Source organism: Kitasatospora sp. NPDC097605 (assembly GCF_040302725.1).
Taxonomy (GTDB): domain Bacteria; phylum Actinomycetota; class Actinomycetes; order Streptomycetales; family Streptomycetaceae; genus Kitasatospora.
This window is the reverse complement of record NZ_JBEOSF010000015.1, coordinates 121,991-136,974: the sequence shown is the minus strand read 5'-3', so window position 1 is coordinate 136,974 and position 14,984 is coordinate 121,991. Positions and strand designations below refer to the sequence as shown.

At 73.3% G+C, this 14,984-nt stretch carries 15 protein-coding genes; 5 read left to right on the top strand and 10 right to left on the bottom strand.

The features are described 5' to 3' along the window. Window positions 1–20: 20 nt before the first annotated feature. The gene (locus ABTX81_RS19080; protein ID WP_350546938.1) at window positions 21–2,999 is read right to left on the bottom strand and encodes an AfsR/SARP family transcriptional regulator; all 2,979 of its coding nucleotides are present in this window, start codon (window positions 2,997–2,999) and stop codon (window positions 21–23) included. A gap of 217 nt (window positions 3,000–3,216) precedes the next feature. On the opposite strand from ABTX81_RS19080, the gene ABTX81_RS19075 reads away from it, so the two are divergent. Then, complete coding sequence (locus ABTX81_RS19075; RefSeq protein ID WP_350546936.1) at window positions 3,217–3,483, top strand: hypothetical protein; 267 nt, start codon at window positions 3,217–3,219, stop codon at window positions 3,481–3,483. A gap of 525 nt (window positions 3,484–4,008) precedes the next feature. On the opposite strand, the gene ABTX81_RS19070 is transcribed toward ABTX81_RS19075, so the two are convergent. After that, window positions 4,009–4,287, bottom strand: coding sequence for a hypothetical protein (locus ABTX81_RS19070; RefSeq protein ID WP_350546934.1), 279 nt, complete (start codon window positions 4,285–4,287; stop codon window positions 4,009–4,011). A 218-nt stretch (window positions 4,288–4,505) separates the two neighbouring features. On the opposite strand from ABTX81_RS19070, the gene ABTX81_RS19065 reads away from it, so the two are divergent. Continuing rightward, the gene (locus tag ABTX81_RS19065) at window positions 4,506–5,267 is read left to right on the top strand and encodes a GntR family transcriptional regulator (RefSeq protein ID WP_350546932.1); all 762 of its coding nucleotides are present in this window, start codon (window positions 4,506–4,508) and stop codon (window positions 5,265–5,267) included. A gap of 16 nt (window positions 5,268–5,283) precedes the next feature. On the opposite strand, the gene ABTX81_RS19060 is transcribed toward ABTX81_RS19065, so the two are convergent. The 3 genes from ABTX81_RS19060 to ABTX81_RS19050 all read right to left on the bottom strand — a co-directional run bounded on the left by ABTX81_RS19060 (window position 5,284) and on the right by ABTX81_RS19050 (window position 7,626). Continuing rightward, window positions 5,284–5,544 (bottom strand): Txe/YoeB family addiction module toxin, encoded by a 261-nt coding sequence (locus ABTX81_RS19060; protein WP_350546930.1) that lies wholly within the window; start codon window positions 5,542–5,544, stop codon window positions 5,284–5,286. Further along, window positions 5,541–5,813: a type II toxin-antitoxin system Phd/YefM family antitoxin gene (locus ABTX81_RS19055; RefSeq protein ID WP_350546928.1), complete on the bottom strand. Its 273-nt coding sequence runs from the start codon at window positions 5,811–5,813 to the stop codon at window positions 5,541–5,543. Before ABTX81_RS19055 ends, ABTX81_RS19060 begins: the two co-directional genes overlap by 4 nt. A 145-nt stretch (window positions 5,814–5,958) precedes the next feature. Further along, complete coding sequence (locus ABTX81_RS19050; protein ID WP_350546925.1) at window positions 5,959–7,626, bottom strand: fumarate hydratase; 1,668 nt, start codon at window positions 7,624–7,626, stop codon at window positions 5,959–5,961. Between the two features lie 223 nt (window positions 7,627–7,849). On the opposite strand from ABTX81_RS19050, the gene ABTX81_RS19045 reads away from it, so the two are divergent. Together ABTX81_RS19045 and ABTX81_RS19040 are read left to right on the top strand one after the other, a co-directional pair. Next, window positions 7,850–8,581, top strand: a complete 732-nt coding sequence (locus ABTX81_RS19045) for a DUF1707 SHOCT-like domain-containing protein (protein WP_502892807.1) — start codon at window positions 7,850–7,852, stop codon at window positions 8,579–8,581. 345 nt (window positions 8,582–8,926) lie between these two features. Then, a complete protein-coding gene (locus ABTX81_RS19040; protein ID WP_350547079.1) occupies window positions 8,927–9,283 on the top strand; it encodes a WhiB family transcriptional regulator in 357 nt (118 codons plus the stop codon). Window positions 9,284–9,380: 97 nt separating this feature from the next. On the opposite strand, the gene glpX is transcribed toward ABTX81_RS19040, so the two are convergent. Further along, complete coding sequence (glpX, locus tag ABTX81_RS19035; protein WP_350546923.1) at window positions 9,381–10,421, bottom strand: class II fructose-bisphosphatase; 1,041 nt, start codon at window positions 10,419–10,421, stop codon at window positions 9,381–9,383. Between the two features lie 196 nt (window positions 10,422–10,617). Here glpX and ABTX81_RS19030 point away from each other — a divergent pair, with 196 nt between their 5' ends. Continuing rightward, window positions 10,618–11,172, top strand: a complete 555-nt coding sequence (locus ABTX81_RS19030) for a DUF4245 domain-containing protein (protein ID WP_350546919.1) — start codon at window positions 10,618–10,620, stop codon at window positions 11,170–11,172. 127 nt (window positions 11,173–11,299) lie between these two features. On the opposite strand, the gene ABTX81_RS19025 is transcribed toward ABTX81_RS19030, so the two are convergent. The 4 genes from ABTX81_RS19025 to ABTX81_RS19010 form a co-directional block, all read right to left on the bottom strand. After that, on the bottom strand, window positions 11,300–11,899 hold the full coding sequence (locus ABTX81_RS19025) for a malonic semialdehyde reductase (RefSeq protein ID WP_350546917.1): 600 nt from the start codon (window positions 11,897–11,899) through the stop codon (window positions 11,300–11,302). 157 nt (window positions 11,900–12,056) lie between these two features. Beyond that, window positions 12,057–12,320 carry an exodeoxyribonuclease VII small subunit gene (locus ABTX81_RS19020; protein ID WP_350546915.1) on the bottom strand — a complete coding sequence of 88 codons (264 nt, stop codon included), beginning with the start codon at window positions 12,318–12,320 and terminating at the stop codon, window positions 12,057–12,059. 55 nt (window positions 12,321–12,375) lie between these two features. Next, window positions 12,376–13,587, bottom strand: coding sequence for an exodeoxyribonuclease VII large subunit (gene xseA / locus ABTX81_RS19015; RefSeq protein ID WP_350546913.1), 1,212 nt, complete (start codon window positions 13,585–13,587; stop codon window positions 12,376–12,378). Window positions 13,588–13,597: 10 nt separating this feature from the next. Then, entirely contained in the window at window positions 13,598–14,959 is a 1,362-nt protein-coding gene (locus ABTX81_RS19010) for an APC family permease (RefSeq protein WP_350546911.1), read from the bottom strand. Window positions 14,960–14,984 lie beyond the last annotated feature (25 nt).

Sequence of the window (14,984 nt, the reverse complement as noted above, 5' to 3'; positions counted from 1 at the left end):
GGACACGGGGGAGCGGAGGCCTACGGCGCGGGGGGAGAGAGGGGCTCGGTGTGCTGCTGGGAGATGAGGTCCGCCACGGGGGAGGCCTCGGGCACACCGAGCCGCGTGAAGATGGCGTGCGCTCCGCGCAGACACGCCAGTCCACGTGCGGGCTGGGCGAGGGCGAGCAAGGCCTCGCCCAGCGCGGCACTGGCCAGACCCTGGCAGTAGGCGGAGTCCATCTCCAGGCCGATCGCCAGCGACTCCTCGGCCGCCTCGGCCGCCTCGGCGTGCTGGCCGGCGGCGAGCAGGGCGGAGGAGAGCCGGGCCAGGGTGTAGCCCTCGCGCAGCCGGTTCTGCTGCGACTGGTAGAGCCGGTGGGACTCGCGCAGGTGCTCGGCGGCGGTCGCCGGATCGTCGGCGGAGGAGAGCACGACGCCGAGCTGGTACAGGGTGTCGGCCAGGCAGGGGCCGTTCTTCGAGGCGCGCGCGGTGGCGACCGCCTCGGTGACCGAGCGGACGGCCTGCTCCATCTGCCCGAGGCCGAGCTGGGCCCGGGCGAGGTTGGCGAGCAGCCGGGCCTCGCCGATCGGGGTGCCGACCACGCGGCTGATGACCAGGGCCTGCTCGAAGAACGGCGCGGCCTCCGCCGGGCGGTTGCCGAGGCTGAGGATGATGCCCAGGGTGTTGGCCGCCGCCGACCGCATGACGGTCATGTCCTCGGGGCCCAGGAGGTCCAGGCTCTTGCGCAGGGACTGCTCGGAACTCTGGAAGTCGCCGGTGACGGACTGCAGGGTGCCGAAGGCGAAGTGCACCCGGGCGAGCGCCGCCGCGTCCCCGTGCTCCTCCGCGCTCCGCTCGGCGGTCTCCAGCATGCGGCGCACCCGCGGCCCGTGCGTCGGGTCCTCGACCAGGCTGTCCAGGATGATCAGCAGGTCGACGGCGGGCCGCAGCAGCGCGCTCGGTCCCTGGACGGCCGCCTCGACCGAGCTGAGCAGCAGGCCGATCTCGGCCCGGATCCACTCCTGCGCGTACTCGCTGGTGATCAGCGGGATGCCGGCGGAGCCCGGCTCGTTCAGCGGCTCGGGCAGCTGGTCGTCGGGCTCGATGGCCTGGGCGGCGTTGCGGACCGTGGCGAGCAGCAGGTCGAGCAGCCGCAGCACGGCGGCCTGCTGCTCCTCGACGTCCCCCACCCGCTCGTTCTGCCGCTGGGCGTAGAGCCGGAGCAGGTCGTGGTACCGGTAGCGGCCGGCGGAGAAGGTCTCCAGCATGTTGGCCTCGACGAGCGCCTCGGCGAGGTCCTCGGCCTCGGTCTCCTCCGTCCCGAGCAGGGCCGCCGCCGCCGGCAGCGGCAGGTCCGGCGAGTCCACGGTCGAGAGCAGGCGGAAGGCCCGGGCCTCGGCGGGGGAGAGCTGTCCGTAGCCGAGCCCGATGGTGGTCTCCACGGCGAGGTTGCCGAGCTGGAGCTCGTCGAGGCGCCGGCGCTGATCGGCTAAGCGGCGGGCGAGGTCCGAGACGCTCCACCGGGGGCGGCTGGCGAGCCGGGCCGCGGCGATCCGGACGGCGAGCGGCAGGAAACCGCAGGCGGTCACCACCGCCATGGCCGCCTCCGGTTCGGCGGCGACGCGCTGCTCGCCGACGATCGCGGAGAACAGCGCCAGCGCCTCCTCCGGCGTCAGCTCCTCGACGTCCACCAGGTGCGCGCCGGGGATGCCGGCCAGCCGGGAGCGGCTGGTGGCGAGCACCGCGCAGCCGGAGACGCCGGGGATCAGGGGCCGGATCTGCTCGGCGCCCTGGGCGTTGTCGAGCAGGATCAGCATGCGCCGGCTGGCGAGCAGCGAGCGGTAGAGGGCGGCGCGCTGCTCCAGCGAGTCCGGGTTCTCGGTGACGCCGAGGGCGTGCAGGAAGTCGCCGAGCACCACCGCCGGGTCGGCGGGCGAGGCACCGGCGCCGCGCAGGTCGACGTAGAGCTGCCCGTCCGGGAACTCCGCGCGCACCCGGTGGGCGACGTGCACGGCGAGCGTGGTCTTGCCGACGCCGCCGATGCCGGCCAGCGAGGTGACGACGACGGCCTGGCCGGTGGCGTTCATCAGCACGGCCGAGAGGTCGGACACCATCACCGACCGGCCGCTGAAGTCCGAGACATCGGCGGGCAGTTGGGCCGGGGCCGGCGGGGCGGCCGGACTCTCCTCGCGGGTGGCGGCCGACGGCGCGGGCACGGCGGGAAGGGTCAGCGCCGGGTCGGCGGCCAGGATCCGGGAGTGCATGGTGGAGAGCCCGGCGCCCGGTTCGACGCCCAGCTCGTCGATCAGCAGCTTGCGGGTGTCGGTGTAGACCCCGAGCGCCTCGGCCTGCCGGCCGCAGCGGTACAGCGCCAGCATCAGCAGTTCGCGCAGCCGCTCGCGCAGTGGGTGCTCGGCGGTGAGCGAGTTCAACTCACCGACCACTTCGGCGTGCAGGCCGATGTCGAGGGCGAGCGCGCAGCGCTCCTCGGCGACCGAGACCTGCCGCTCGCCCAGGCGCTGCCGCTGGGCGTCCGCGTACGGGCCGGGGACACCGGTGAGCGGGCGGCCGGCGAACAGCGCGAGCGAGCGGACCAGCAACTGGTGGGCGTTGTCGAGGTCCCCGGCGTTGCGGGCGGTCGCGGCCTCGGCGGAGAGGTGCTCGAAGACCGTCATGTCGAGGGCCTCGGCCGGGATGTGCAGCGCGTAGCCGTCGGCGACGGAGACGAGGAACTCGGCGGGGCGCCGCACCTCGCGGCGGGGCTCGATCACCGTGCGCAGCCGCGAGACGTAGGTGCGCAGCGCCGCGACGGCCTGGGCGGGCGGACGGTCGCCCCAGAGCCCGTCGACGAGGTCCTGGGTGGTGACCGGGCGCCCGGCGTGCAGCAGGAGCATCGTCAGGACGGCCTGCTGCTGGGGCGAACCGAGGGCGAGCTGCCTGCCGTCGAGCCAGGCCTGGACCGGACCGAGTACCTGGAAGCGCAGCGCCGGTGCAGGCGGCGTCTCCCGCAACTCCATGTGGTCCCCCGATGGCCTGGTGTCGATTTCCCGGTAGGGCGCTCGGCGGTTCCGCCCTTGTGGTGGCCTCAGCTTAGGCGGGGGGCCGACTCTGCCGGACGGCACGGTCAGCCGCACGATGTTTATCGGACATTTAATCAACCCTACGATACTGACTCCGCGCCCGTGCCAAGTCGGTGGGGCGGAAGCCATTTGATGACCGAAAGGCGGCCCACGCATGGCCAACGACCAGAGCGAGACCCCCGTGGCGACCGTGCCGGCCGACGAGGCCGTCGCCGCGGCGGCCGGCCAGGCCGTCGAGGGCGCGGTCGCCGCGACCTCGGAGCAGGCCGAGTACGCCGAGCCGTCGGCCGACCGCAAGGCGGACCTGGAGGACGACTTCTTCGGCGACGAGGCGCAGTACATCACGGAGACCGAGACGGCGGGTGGCGGCGAGGCGGCCACCGAGCGCGAGCCGCAGGGCATCATCGCCAGCCACCCGTAGGACCATCGCCTCAGCGGTTCCAGGGGGGAACGCTTGAACACGCTCCGTCGCCTCGCGGTCGTCGCCGTCTCGACGATCGTGGTGACCACCGGCTACCTCGTGACGGCCACCGGCGCCTCCGCCGGCATCATCGCCGGTCACCCGTAGCCCACACGCCACCCGCGTGCCCCGCACCCCGCCGTCCGGGCGGTGCGGGGCACGCGTCATGAGGCGAGGGCGCCGCGCCCGGCCGGGGAGCGGCGGCGGCACCTCGCCGGACACACCGGGCCGCCGGGCGGCGGCCCCGATGCGGGGGGAAACCGGTTGTGAGCACGCTTCGCCGCCTCGTCGTGGTCGCCGGATCGACGGCGGTCGTCTCCGCCGCCTCCGTGGCCACCGCCGTCGGCGCCTTCGCCGGAGCCGTCGGCAACTGCCCCTGACGGGCAGTCGTCGGCACACGTCCGGGCCGCCCGCCGACACGGCGGGCGGCCCGTGGCATGCCCGGTGGCCGGAATTCGCCGGTGGAGTTGTCCGATGGGGCAGGTGTCAGGCCGCGGCGGGCGCGGGGTCGGCGCGGCCCGCCGGTCCCGCCCGCTCCGCCGGACCGGCGTCGGCGGCGCCTTCGGCGGAACCCGCGCCGGCCGGGGCCGCGGGGGAGACGTGCTCGGGGCGGGCGGTCCACTCGCGGCCGCCCTCGGGCGGGCGGAGGTAGTGCTCCCCACCGATGGTGTCCATGTAGATGCCGGTGCGTCCGGTCCTGGTGTCGAGGACGGATTCCCCCACGCGCGGCCGGTAGGCCGCGGCGGCGCGCTTTCGGATGCTCACCGCGCTGCTCCTTGCTGCTCCGGTGCGGGCGCGGCGACGGTGGTGGCCGGCCCTGGTCGCTGTCGTGGCTTGGCTTGGTTCGGCTCTGCTCGGCGACTACCCAGCATCTCTAGAGAAGCTAATATCTCTAGAGATGTCAACGGTCGAACCGGTCCTATCGGCTTACCGCAGACCGAAGGCGCGCCTACGATTTCCAGCGAGTGACGAGGGAGAAGGCGATGGTCGGCAGCAGTAGCGGCGAGAAGCAGCCCAAGTACCAACGGATCGCCGACACGCTGAAGGCGGCCATCGACGCCGGCGAGTACCGCGCGGGCGACCGGCTCCCCGGCGAGAACGACCTGATGGACACCTACGGCGTGGCCCGGATGACCGCCCGCCAGGCGCTCGGCGTGCTGCAGAGCGAGGGCATCGCCGAGGCCCGCCGCGGGGCGGGCGTCTTCGTCCGGGACTTCCGGCCGCTGCGCCGGCGCGGGATCCAGCGGCTCGCCCAGGGCCAGTGGGGCTCGGGCCGCTCGATATGGTCGGCCGACATCGACCGCCGCAGCCTGGTCGTCGACCAGGTGGCGGTCACCGAGCGGGGCGCGCCGGAGCACGTCGCCCGGGTGCTCGGCGTCGACCCGGGCGCGCCGATGTGCGTGCGGCACCGGCGCTTCGTCCTGGACGGCAAGCCGGTGCTGCTCTCGACCTCCTACCTGCCGGCCGGCCTGGTCGCCGGCACCGCGATCACCCGCGAGGACACCGGTCCGGGCGGCACCTACGCCCGCCTGGCCGAGATCGGCGCCAAGCCGGTGCACTTCCGCGAGGAGGTCCGCTCCCGGATGCCCAGCGCCGACGAGGCCGCCCGCCTGGACCTCTCCGCCGGCACCCCCGTCATCCTGATCTGCCGCACCGCCTTCGCCGACGAGGGCCAGGTCGTCGAACTGAACGAGATGACCCTGGACGCCGCCTCCTACGTCCTCGAGTACGACTTCGACGCCTGACCCCCGGCCCCCGCTGTCACTGGTAGTGGTAGCGGGCCTTGAGGATCTTCACTTCCTTCTCGTCGGCGCGGTAGACGAGGCGGTGTTCGTCGTCGATCCGGCGCGACCAGTAGCCGGCGAGGTCGCCTTTCAAGGGCTCCGGTTTGCCGATCCCACTGAACGGATCACGCTGGATCTCGCCGATCAGGCGGGTGATCCGCTGCGCGGCCTTCCGGTTCGAACCCAGCCAGAACAGGAAGTCCTCCCAGGCGTCCGGATCGAAGTGGACGCTCCTCACACCTCACCCGCCAGGGCTTCCAACTCCTCCATGGTCCGGGCGATGCCCGGATCGCCGGCCCTGTCGCGGGCGACGGCCGCCATGAGGCGTTGGGCGTTCGCGGGGGAGCGCAGCAGGTAGATCGTCTCCTGCCAGGAGTCGTAGTCCTCGGCGGACATCAGGACGGCGTCACCGCCCCTGGAGGTGATCCTTATCGGGACGTGGTCGTCGTTGACCTTCTTGATCAGGGGAAAGAGCTGCGTGCGTGCGTCGCTGGCGCTGATCGTCATCGGTGTGTCCTCCGCTCAGACGGCTGATCCCGTACCGGAATGGTACGAGTTTCCGGTACGGGACGCCATGCCGAATCGACCCGCCGGACGCCACCGCCCCGGGCGCGCTGGGCGGCCGGGGCGGTGGCGGGGGTGCGGGGGAGGATCACTCCTTGGAGCGGACGCGGAGGTTGGTGATCAGCGGGCCCTCGGTGGTCTCGCGGAAGAAGTCGTTGCCCTTGTCGTCGACCACGACGAAGGCCGGGAAGTCCTCGACCTCGATGCGCCAGACGGCCTCCATGCCGAGCTCGGCGTACTCCAGGACCTCGACCTTCTTGATGCAGTCCTGGGCGAGGCGGGCGGCGGGGCCGCCGATGGAGCCGAGGTAGAAGCCGCCGTGCTGGGCGCAGGCGTCGGTGACCTGCTTGGAGCGGTTGCCCTTGGCGAGCATGACCATCGAGCCGCCGGCGGCCTGGAACTGGTCGACGTAGGAGTCCATCCGGCCGGCGGTGGTGGGGCCGAAGGAGCCGGAGGCGTAGCCCTCGGGGGTCTTGGCCGGGCCGGCGTAGTAGACCGGGTGGTCCTGGAGGTACTTGGGCATGCCCTCGCCGGCGTCCAGGCGCTCCTTGATCTTGGCGTGCGCGATGTCGCGGGCGACGACCAGGGTGCCGGTGAGCGAGAGGCGGGTCTTCACCGGGTACTTGGAGAGCTCGGCGCGGATCGCGGACATCGGCTGGTCGAGGTCGATGCGCACCACGTCGTCGTCGAGGTGCTCGTCGGTGGTGTCCGGCAGGTACTTCGCCGGGTCGGTCTCCAGCTGCTCCAGGAAGACGCCCTCGGCGGTGATCTTGCCGAGCGCCTGGCGGTCGGCGGAGCAGGAGACGGCCATCGCGACGGGCAGCGAGGCGCCGTGGCGGGGCAGGCGGACGACCCGCACGTCGTGGCAGAAGTACTTGCCGCCGAACTGCGCGCCGATGCCGATCTTCTGGGTCAGCTCGGTGACCTTGGCCTCCAGCTCCAGGTCGCGGAAGCCGTGGCCGGTCTTCGCGTCGCCGGAGGTCGGCAGGTTGTCCAGGTAGTGCGCGGAGGCGTACTTGGCGGTCTTCAGCGCGAACTCGGCGCTGGTGCCGCCGATCACGATCGCCAGGTGGTACGGCGGGCAGGCCGCGGTGCCCAGCGAGCGGATCTTCTGCTCCAGGAACGAGAGCATGCTGGCCTCGTTCAGGATCGCCTTGGTCTCCTGGTACAGGTACGACTTGTTGGCCGAGCCGCCGCCCTTGGCCATGAAGAGGAACTTGTAGGCGTCGCCGTCGGTCGCGTACAGCTCGATCTGGGCCGGCAGGTTGTTGCCGGTGTTCTTCTCGTCCCACATCGTGACCGGCGCCATCTGCGAGTAGCGCAGGTTCAGCTTGGTGTACGCGTCGTGGACGCCGCGCGCGATCGAGGCCTCGTCGCCGCCCGTGGTGAGCACGTTCTGGCCGCGCTTGCCCATGACGATGGCGGTGCCGGTGTCCTGGCACATCGGCAGGACGCCGCCGGCCGAGATGTTGACGTTCTTCAGCAGGTCCAGCGCGACGAAGCGGTCGTTCGGGCTGGCCTCCGGGTCGTCCAGGATGCGGCGCAGCTGGGCGAGGTGGGCCGGGCGCAGGTAGTGCGAGATGTCGTGCATCGCCTCGGCGGTGAGCAGCCGCAGCGCCTCGGGCTCCACCTGGAGGAAGGTGCGTCCGCCGGCCTCGAAGGTGGAGACGCCTTCGGAGGTGAGCTTGCGGTAGGGGGTCGGGTCAGCGCCCAGGGGGAGCAGGTCGCTGTACTCGAAGTCCGGCGTGGGAGCCATGGGGGCGGTCCTTAGGTGTCCAGTGTTGCCGGTGTTCCGGCTGCGTCGGCGAAGCACCCTGGAGGGGCGAAAGCACCCTCAAGGGTAGGACCCGCCGATATCCCGCACGCGGGAAGGTCCACCTGCGTGACCAGGGTCACCCGGGGGTGGATGCGGGGGTTGCCCCGTTGACTAGGCTTGCGCCGTGGACAACTCGCCGTCGAAGGACCCGCAGGACCAGCAGATGGACGATCAGGGGCAGGGGCCCGTACCGATGACCAAGCCCGTGGCGGCGCCGCCCGCGCGGCCCGCGCACGCCCCGGTGGCGCAGGCCGAGATGCGGGCCTCGGACGCCGACCGCGAACGGGTGGCGGAGCTGCTGCGCGACGCCTACGCCGAGGGGCGGCTGGACGTCGAGGAGCACGCCGAGCGGATCGAGGCGGCCTACGCGGCCAAGACCCTGGGCGACCTCGTGCCGCTGACCCGGGACCTCCCGGTGCACCGGGAGATCTCCTTTGAGAAGGCGCCGCTGGGCGCCCCGGATCCGGCGGCCGGCCCCCGGCCGGAGGGCCCGGTGCGGCTGCCGGCCCGCAACGAGGCGCCGACCATGCTGGCGGTCTTCGGCGGCTCGTCGCGCAAGGGGCGCTGGCGGGTCGGCTCGAACCTGCGGGCGGTGGCGATCTTCGGCGGGGTGGAGATCGACCTCACGGACGCCGTCTTCGAGTCGCCCGAGGTGGTGATCGACGTGGTGGCGATCTTCGGCGGGGTGGAGATCAAGGTGCCGGAGAACGTCAGCCTGCACGGCGGGGGCGTCGGCATCTTCGGCGGCTTCGACGTCAAGGAGCAGACCGCGGCCGACCCGTACGCGCCGGTGGTGCGGGTGAAGGGCACCGCGGTGTTCGGCGGGTGCGAGGCCAAGCCACGCCGGGGCAAGAAGCTCAAGGAGTGGGTGCGCAAGCAGCTCGGCGCCGACTGAGCCGCGCGCGGACGACGGGCCCGGTGCCCGGCCGGAGGCAACTCCCGGCCGGGCACTCGTCGTTGCGCCGGGTGCACGCTGTAGTCGGTTGCGTGCAGTGTGCATGAATCGCGCGGGCGCGGGGTAGTTCCTCTGGCACATCGCTTCTTGTACGGCTGCGTACCGGAGGCGGCCTGAGGCCGGCCCGGGGGTGTGAACGGGGGCCCGCAGCTGGGCAGGGGAGCGAGCTTCCCCGTGTCCGAGAGCCTCGTCAGGAGTACGGCCGTGCTGCATCCGATCGAGTCCCGCACCACCTCGTCCGCCGCCCCCGCGACGGCCGCGCGGCCGTCCGCCGCCGCCTCGCCGGTGGTCGCGGCCCAGTTGCTGGAGCGGCGCCCGGCCCCGCAGCCGGCCGGCGAGGACAACCCGTGGCACACCGCCGCGGCCTGCCGGCGGGACGAGGTGGGCCTGTTCTTCGCGCCGTCCAAGGAGCCCACCGCGGCCCGGCTGTCGCGCGAGGAGCAGGCGAAGCAGGTGTGTGCCCGCTGCCCGGTGCTGCTGGACTGCCGGGAGCACGCGCTGGCGCAGCCGGAGCCCTACGGGGTCTGGGGCGGGCTGACGGCCGCCGAGCGCCGGGTGGTGCTGGCGCGCCGCCGCCGCCGGGACGTCGAGCTGCGCGAGGCGGCCCGGGTACCGGGGGCGCAGGGGCGCATCGCGGGCTGATCCCGGCCGGCGCCCGGCGAGTGACGAAAGCACAGCCCCGCGGTCTCGGCGAAGGGGGATTTCGCCGAGACCGCGGGGCGTGTCGTGCTGGGGTGCGTCAGTTGGCGCGGTCGAAGTCGATCGCGCTGTAGGCCCGCAGCTTGGACAGCTTGTGGGTGGAGTTGATCTCCCGGATGGTGCCGCTCTTGGAGCGCATCACCAGCGAGCTGGTGGTGGCGGTCTCCTGGCGGTAGTGCACGCCGCGCAGCAGCTCGCCGTCGGTGATGCCGGTGGCGACGAAGAACACGTTCTCGCCGCTGACCAGGTCGTCGGTGGAGAGCACCCGGTCGAGGTCGTGCCCGGCGTCCAGGGCCTTCTGGCGCTCGGCGTCGTCCTTGGGCCAGAGCCGGCCCTGGATCACGCCGCCCATGCACTTCATCGCGCAGGCCGCGATGATGCCCTCGGGGGTGCCGCCGATGCCCATCAGCAGGTCCACGCCGGTGCCCTCGCGGGCGGCCATGATGGCGCCGGCGACGTCGCCGTCGGAGATGTACTTGATCCGGGCGCCGGCCTCGCGGATCTCCCGGACCAGGCCTTCGTGGCGCGGGCGGTCGAGGACGACCACGGTGACGTCCTCGACGGCGATGCCCTTGGCCTTGGCGACCCGGCGGATGTTGACGGCCGGCGGCGCGGTGATGTCGACGAAGTCGGCGGCCTCCGGGCCGGCGACCAGCTTGTCCATGTAGAACACGGCGCTCGGGTCGAACATGGTGCCCCGGTCGGCGACGGCCAGGACGGCGACCGCGTTGTTCATGCCCTTGGCGGTGAGCGTGGTGCCGTCGACCGGGTCCACGGCGACGTCGCACTCGGCGCCGGTGCCGTCGCCGACCCGCTCGCCGTTGTACAGCATCGGGGCTTCGTCCTTCTCGCCCTCGCCGATGACGACGACGCCGTTCATCGAGACGGTGGAGACGAGGGTGCGCATGGCCCGGACGGCCGCGCCGTCGGCGCCGTTCTTGTCGCCCCGGCCGACCCAGCGGCCGGCGGCGAGCGCCGCGGCCTCGGTGACCCGGACGAGCTCGAGCGCGAGGTTCCGGTCCGGAGCCTCCGGCGCGACCTCCAGGGCGCTGGGCAGGTGGTGCGGGTACTGCGTGGTCATCGTCGTTACCTCTCTGTACGCGACGGCCAGTGAGCGCCCGACTACTGCCTGGTCGAACGCCGTGGTGAGGGTGTTGCGATCGTATCTGCCCCCGGGACGGGTGTCTGTGGCGCGGTCCCCCGGCGGGGACGGGAGCGGCAGGTTCCGCCCCGTTCACCCGGACGCGGACACCCCGGGTGCGGGGGTGCGCGTCGGCATGAGTCACCATGTGGGGGTGGCTGGAGAGAGCAAGGGCATGAGGGGTCGGCAGACCGTACGGGACATGATCCTGTCGATGCTGGCCGTCGGCGTCGTGGTCTGGATCGGGTACCTGTTCCTGCCGCACGACGCGGACGGCGACGGGGTCCGCACGGTCGAGTACTCGGTGGCCGCGGCCTCCGCGAAGCGGGCCGCGCCGTATCCGCTGCTCTCCCCGGAGGGCCTGCCCGCGCAGTGGCGGGCCACCTCGGTGACGTACAACCCGGCATCGCTGGGCGGCGGCAAGGGCAACGCCTGGCACCTGGGCTTCGTCACCCCCGCCGGCCAGTACGCGGCCGTGGAGCAGAGCGACGCCAAGCCCGAGGACGTGCTCAAGGCGGCGGTGGCCGACGGCGAGCCGGACGGCACCGTGGACGTCGCCGGACAGACCTGGGAGCGGGTGCAGGGCCCCAAGGCGCGGGCGCTCACCGTGCAGTCCGGCGGCGCGACGACCGTGCTGACCGGCACCGCCTCCTACGAGGAGCTGGCCGAGCTGGCGCAGGCGCTGAAGTAGTCCGGTTTCCGACCCCGGAGCGGAGATCTCCGCTCCGGCGGGGCCGGCCGGGTGAACGCGAAGGGCCCCGCACACGCCGTGTGCGGGGCCCTTGGCACGTCCGGCGCCGGGCTCGGACGGTTCACGCTCAGACGGTGGTGACGACCTCGTCGTAGGCGAGCCGCGGCGAGCGCGGGTACCAGGCGTTCTCGCCCGGCTTGCCGATGTTCACCACGGCCAGCACGGAGTGCTCGCCGTCACCGAAGAACTCCTTGTTGATGCCCTCGGCGTCGTAGCCGGTCATCGGGCCGGCGGCCAGGCCGGCGGCGCGCACGCCGATGATGAAGTAGCCGGCCTGCAGGGCGCCGTTCATCGCGGCCGAGGACTCGCGGACCGGGCGCTCGGTGAAGTAGTCCTTGGCGCCGGGGAAGTGCGGGAAGACGGTCGGCAGCTCCTCGTGGAACTCGTTGTCCACGGCCAGGATGGCGGTCAGCGGGGCGGCGGCGGTCTTGGCCTTGTTGCCCTCGCCGAGGTGCTGGACCAGGCGCTCGCGGCCCTCGGCCGAGCGGACCAGGACGACGCGCAGCGGCTGCTGGTTCATGGCGGTCGGGCCGAACTTCACCAGCTCGTAGATCGCCTGGACCTGCTCGTCGGAGACCGGCTCGTCGGTGAAGGTGTTGGCGGTGCGGGCCTCGCGGAAGAGCAGGTCCTGGGCGGCGGCGTCGAGAACCAGGGCGTCGGTGGTCATGTCAATGCACCTCGGGGGAGGAAGGAGAACGGTGGGGTCCGTCTTCGTTGTCGGTGTGACCGGCCGGAGCCGATCATCACGTCCCAACATGGGTGAACATTCAACTGTTCCCCACCCCGGCTGTGACCTGTCTCACCCCGCCCCGCGCCGCTCCGCCTCACCCCCGCGGCGGAGCCCCCTCCTCGGCGGCCAGCGCGGCGTCCAGCCGCTCGCGGGCGCCGTCCAGCCAGCGCTGGCAGACCTTCGCCAGCTGCTCGCCGCGCTCCCACAGCGCCAGCGACTCCTCCAGCGAGGTGCCGCCGTTCTCCAGCTGCCGGACCACCTCCAGCAGCGCGTCCCGCGCGTGCTCGTAGCCCAGCGCGTCGTCCGCGGTCGGGGTCTGCACGGCGGCGGCCGTCGCGTCCTGCTCCTGATCTGCCATGCCGCCAGCGTAGGGGCCCGGACCGACAGCGCGGACCGCCCCGCCCGCCCCGCGCTCAGCCGCCGGCCACCGTGACGTCGAAGCCGCCGCCCGCCACCCGGGCGTGCAGCCCCTCGCCCGCCACCGCCTGCGCCGGGTCGGTCACCACCGTGCCGTCGCCCCGCTGCAGCACCGCGTAGCCGCGCTCCAGGGTGGCCGCCGGGGAGAGCGCCACCACCCGGGCCAGGGTGTGCCCGAGATCGCTCTGCGCGTGGTCCAGCCGGTGGCGCAGGGTGCGCCGGGCCCGCTCCAGCAGCCCGTCCACCTCCTGCCCGCGCCCGTCCAGCATCCGCTGCGGCGCGGCCAGCACCGGGCGGCTGCGCACCCCGTCCAGCCCGTGCTGCTCGCGCTCCATCCGGGCCAGCACGTGCCGCCGGGCCCGGTCGCGCAGCTGGCGGACCTTGGCCAGCTCCTCGCCGACGTCCGGAACCACCCGTTTGGCGGCATCGGTCGGCGTGGAGGCGCGCAGGTCGGCGACGAAGTCCAGCAGCGGCTGGTCCGGCTCGTGGCCGATCGCGCTCACCACCGGCGTCCGGGCGGCCGCGACCAGCCGCACCAGGCCCTCGTCCGAGAACGGCAGCAGGTCCTCGACGCTGCCGCCGCCCCGGGCCACGACGATCACGTCCACCTCGGGGTGCTCGTCCAGCTCCCGGACGGCCGCGCTCACCCGCTCCACCGCGCTGACGCCCTGCACCGGCACGTTGCGGACCTCGAAGCGGACGGCCGGCCAGCGCCGCCGGGCGTTCTCCAGGACGTCCCGCTCCGCCGCCGAGCCCCGGCCGGTGACCAGGCCCACGCACTGCGGCAGGAACGGCAGCGGCTTCTTGCGGTCCGCGGCGAACAGGCCCTCGCCGGCCAGCCGCCGCTTCAGCTGCTCCAGCCGGGCCAGCAGCTCGCCCAGCCCGACCAGCCGGATCTCGGCGGCCCGCAGCGAGAGCTGGCCGCGCGCCGCGTACCACTCCGGCTTGGCGTGCACGATGACCCGCGAGCCCTCCTGCACCGCGTCCGCGACCTGGTCGAAGACGGAGCGGAAGCACGTCACGGTCAGCGAGACGTCGGCCTGCGGGTCGCGCAGCGTCAGGAACACCACGCCCGCCCCCGGCCGCCGGCTGAGCTGGGTGATCTGCCCCTCCACCCAGACCGCGCCGAGCCGGTCGATCCAGCCCCCGATCAGCGCGGAGACCTTGCCGACCGGGAGCGGCGCTTCGGGGGTACTGGGGTTGGCCATGCGTACGAGGCTATCGGCGTCCGCCGACAGCGGAAGAGCGCCGGCCGAGCAGCACCAGCAGTCCGACCGCCAGCCAGACCAGCCCCACCACCTGCGCGGCGCCCGAGGCCTCGGCCACCACCGCGCCGATCACCGCCACGCCCAGCACCGGCACCACCACGTCGGTCAGCGGGTTCCGGGAGCGCCGCTTCACCGCGTACCAGCCCACCACCGAGGCGTGCAGCAGGGTGAACGCGGTGAGCGCGCCGATGTTCACCACCGAGGTCAGCCGGTCGAGGCCGTCGTCCCGGTTCGCCGCCCAGACCGCCGCCGCCATGGTGATCACCGCCGACACCAGCAGCGCCCGGCGGGGCACCGCCGAGCCCGGGTCGACCGCCCCCAGGTAACGCGGCAGCCGCCCGTCGCGGCCCATCGCGAACAGCAGCCGCCCGGCCGCCGCCTGCCCGGCCAGCGCCGCGAACGCCGCGCCGATCGCCTTGCTCGCCGCGACCAGCACGTGCAGCCAGTGCCCGACCGAGGCCTCCACCGTGTCGTAGAACGCCGAGCCCTGCGCCGCCGGGTCCGCCGCCAGCTGGAGCGGGGTGAGCGGCTCCAGCAGTGCCGCCAGATAGGTCTGCGCCACGAACAGCACACCGGACAGCGCCAGGCACCACAGCACCGCCCGGGCCACCGCCGCCGAGGCGCCGACCGCCTCCTCCACGAAGCCCGCGATCGCGTCGAAGCCCAGGTAGGACAGCACGGCCACGGAGACCGCCGAGAGCACCGCGGTCGTCGAGAAGCCGCCGACCGCGGTGAACGGGGTCGCCCAGTCGCGCCGCGCGCCGTCCTGGGCCAGCGCCACCACGGCCGCGACCACGAACACCGCCAACACCGCCAGCTCCATCGCCAGCACCGCGAGGCCCACCACGGCCGCCGTCCGCACCCCGGCCAGGTTGAGCCCGGTGGTCAGCACCACCGCGAGCGCCGTCCACACCCAGCGCGAGACGTCCGGCACCAGCGAGTTGAGCGCGATGCCGGAGAACAGATAGGCGACCGCCGGGATCAGCAGGTAGTCGAGCATCGCCATCCAGCCGGCGACGAACCCGGCCGCGTCGCCCAGCCCGGCCCGCGCGTAGGCGTACACCGACCCGGTCTGCGGCACCGCCCGCACCATCCGGGCGTACGAGACGGCGGTGAACCCCATCGCCACGGTGGCCACCAGGTACACCGCGGCGAGCGCCCCGTGGCTCTTGGCGTCGAGCACCCCGAACACGCCCACCGGGGCCATCGGGGCGATGAACAGCAGCCCGTACACCATCAGGTCGCGCACGCCCAGGCTGCGCCGCAGCCCGCCCCGCCGGTCCAGGCCGCCCGGCTCGACTCGCTCGCTCATAGCTTCCACATTTGAGCACCCGTGA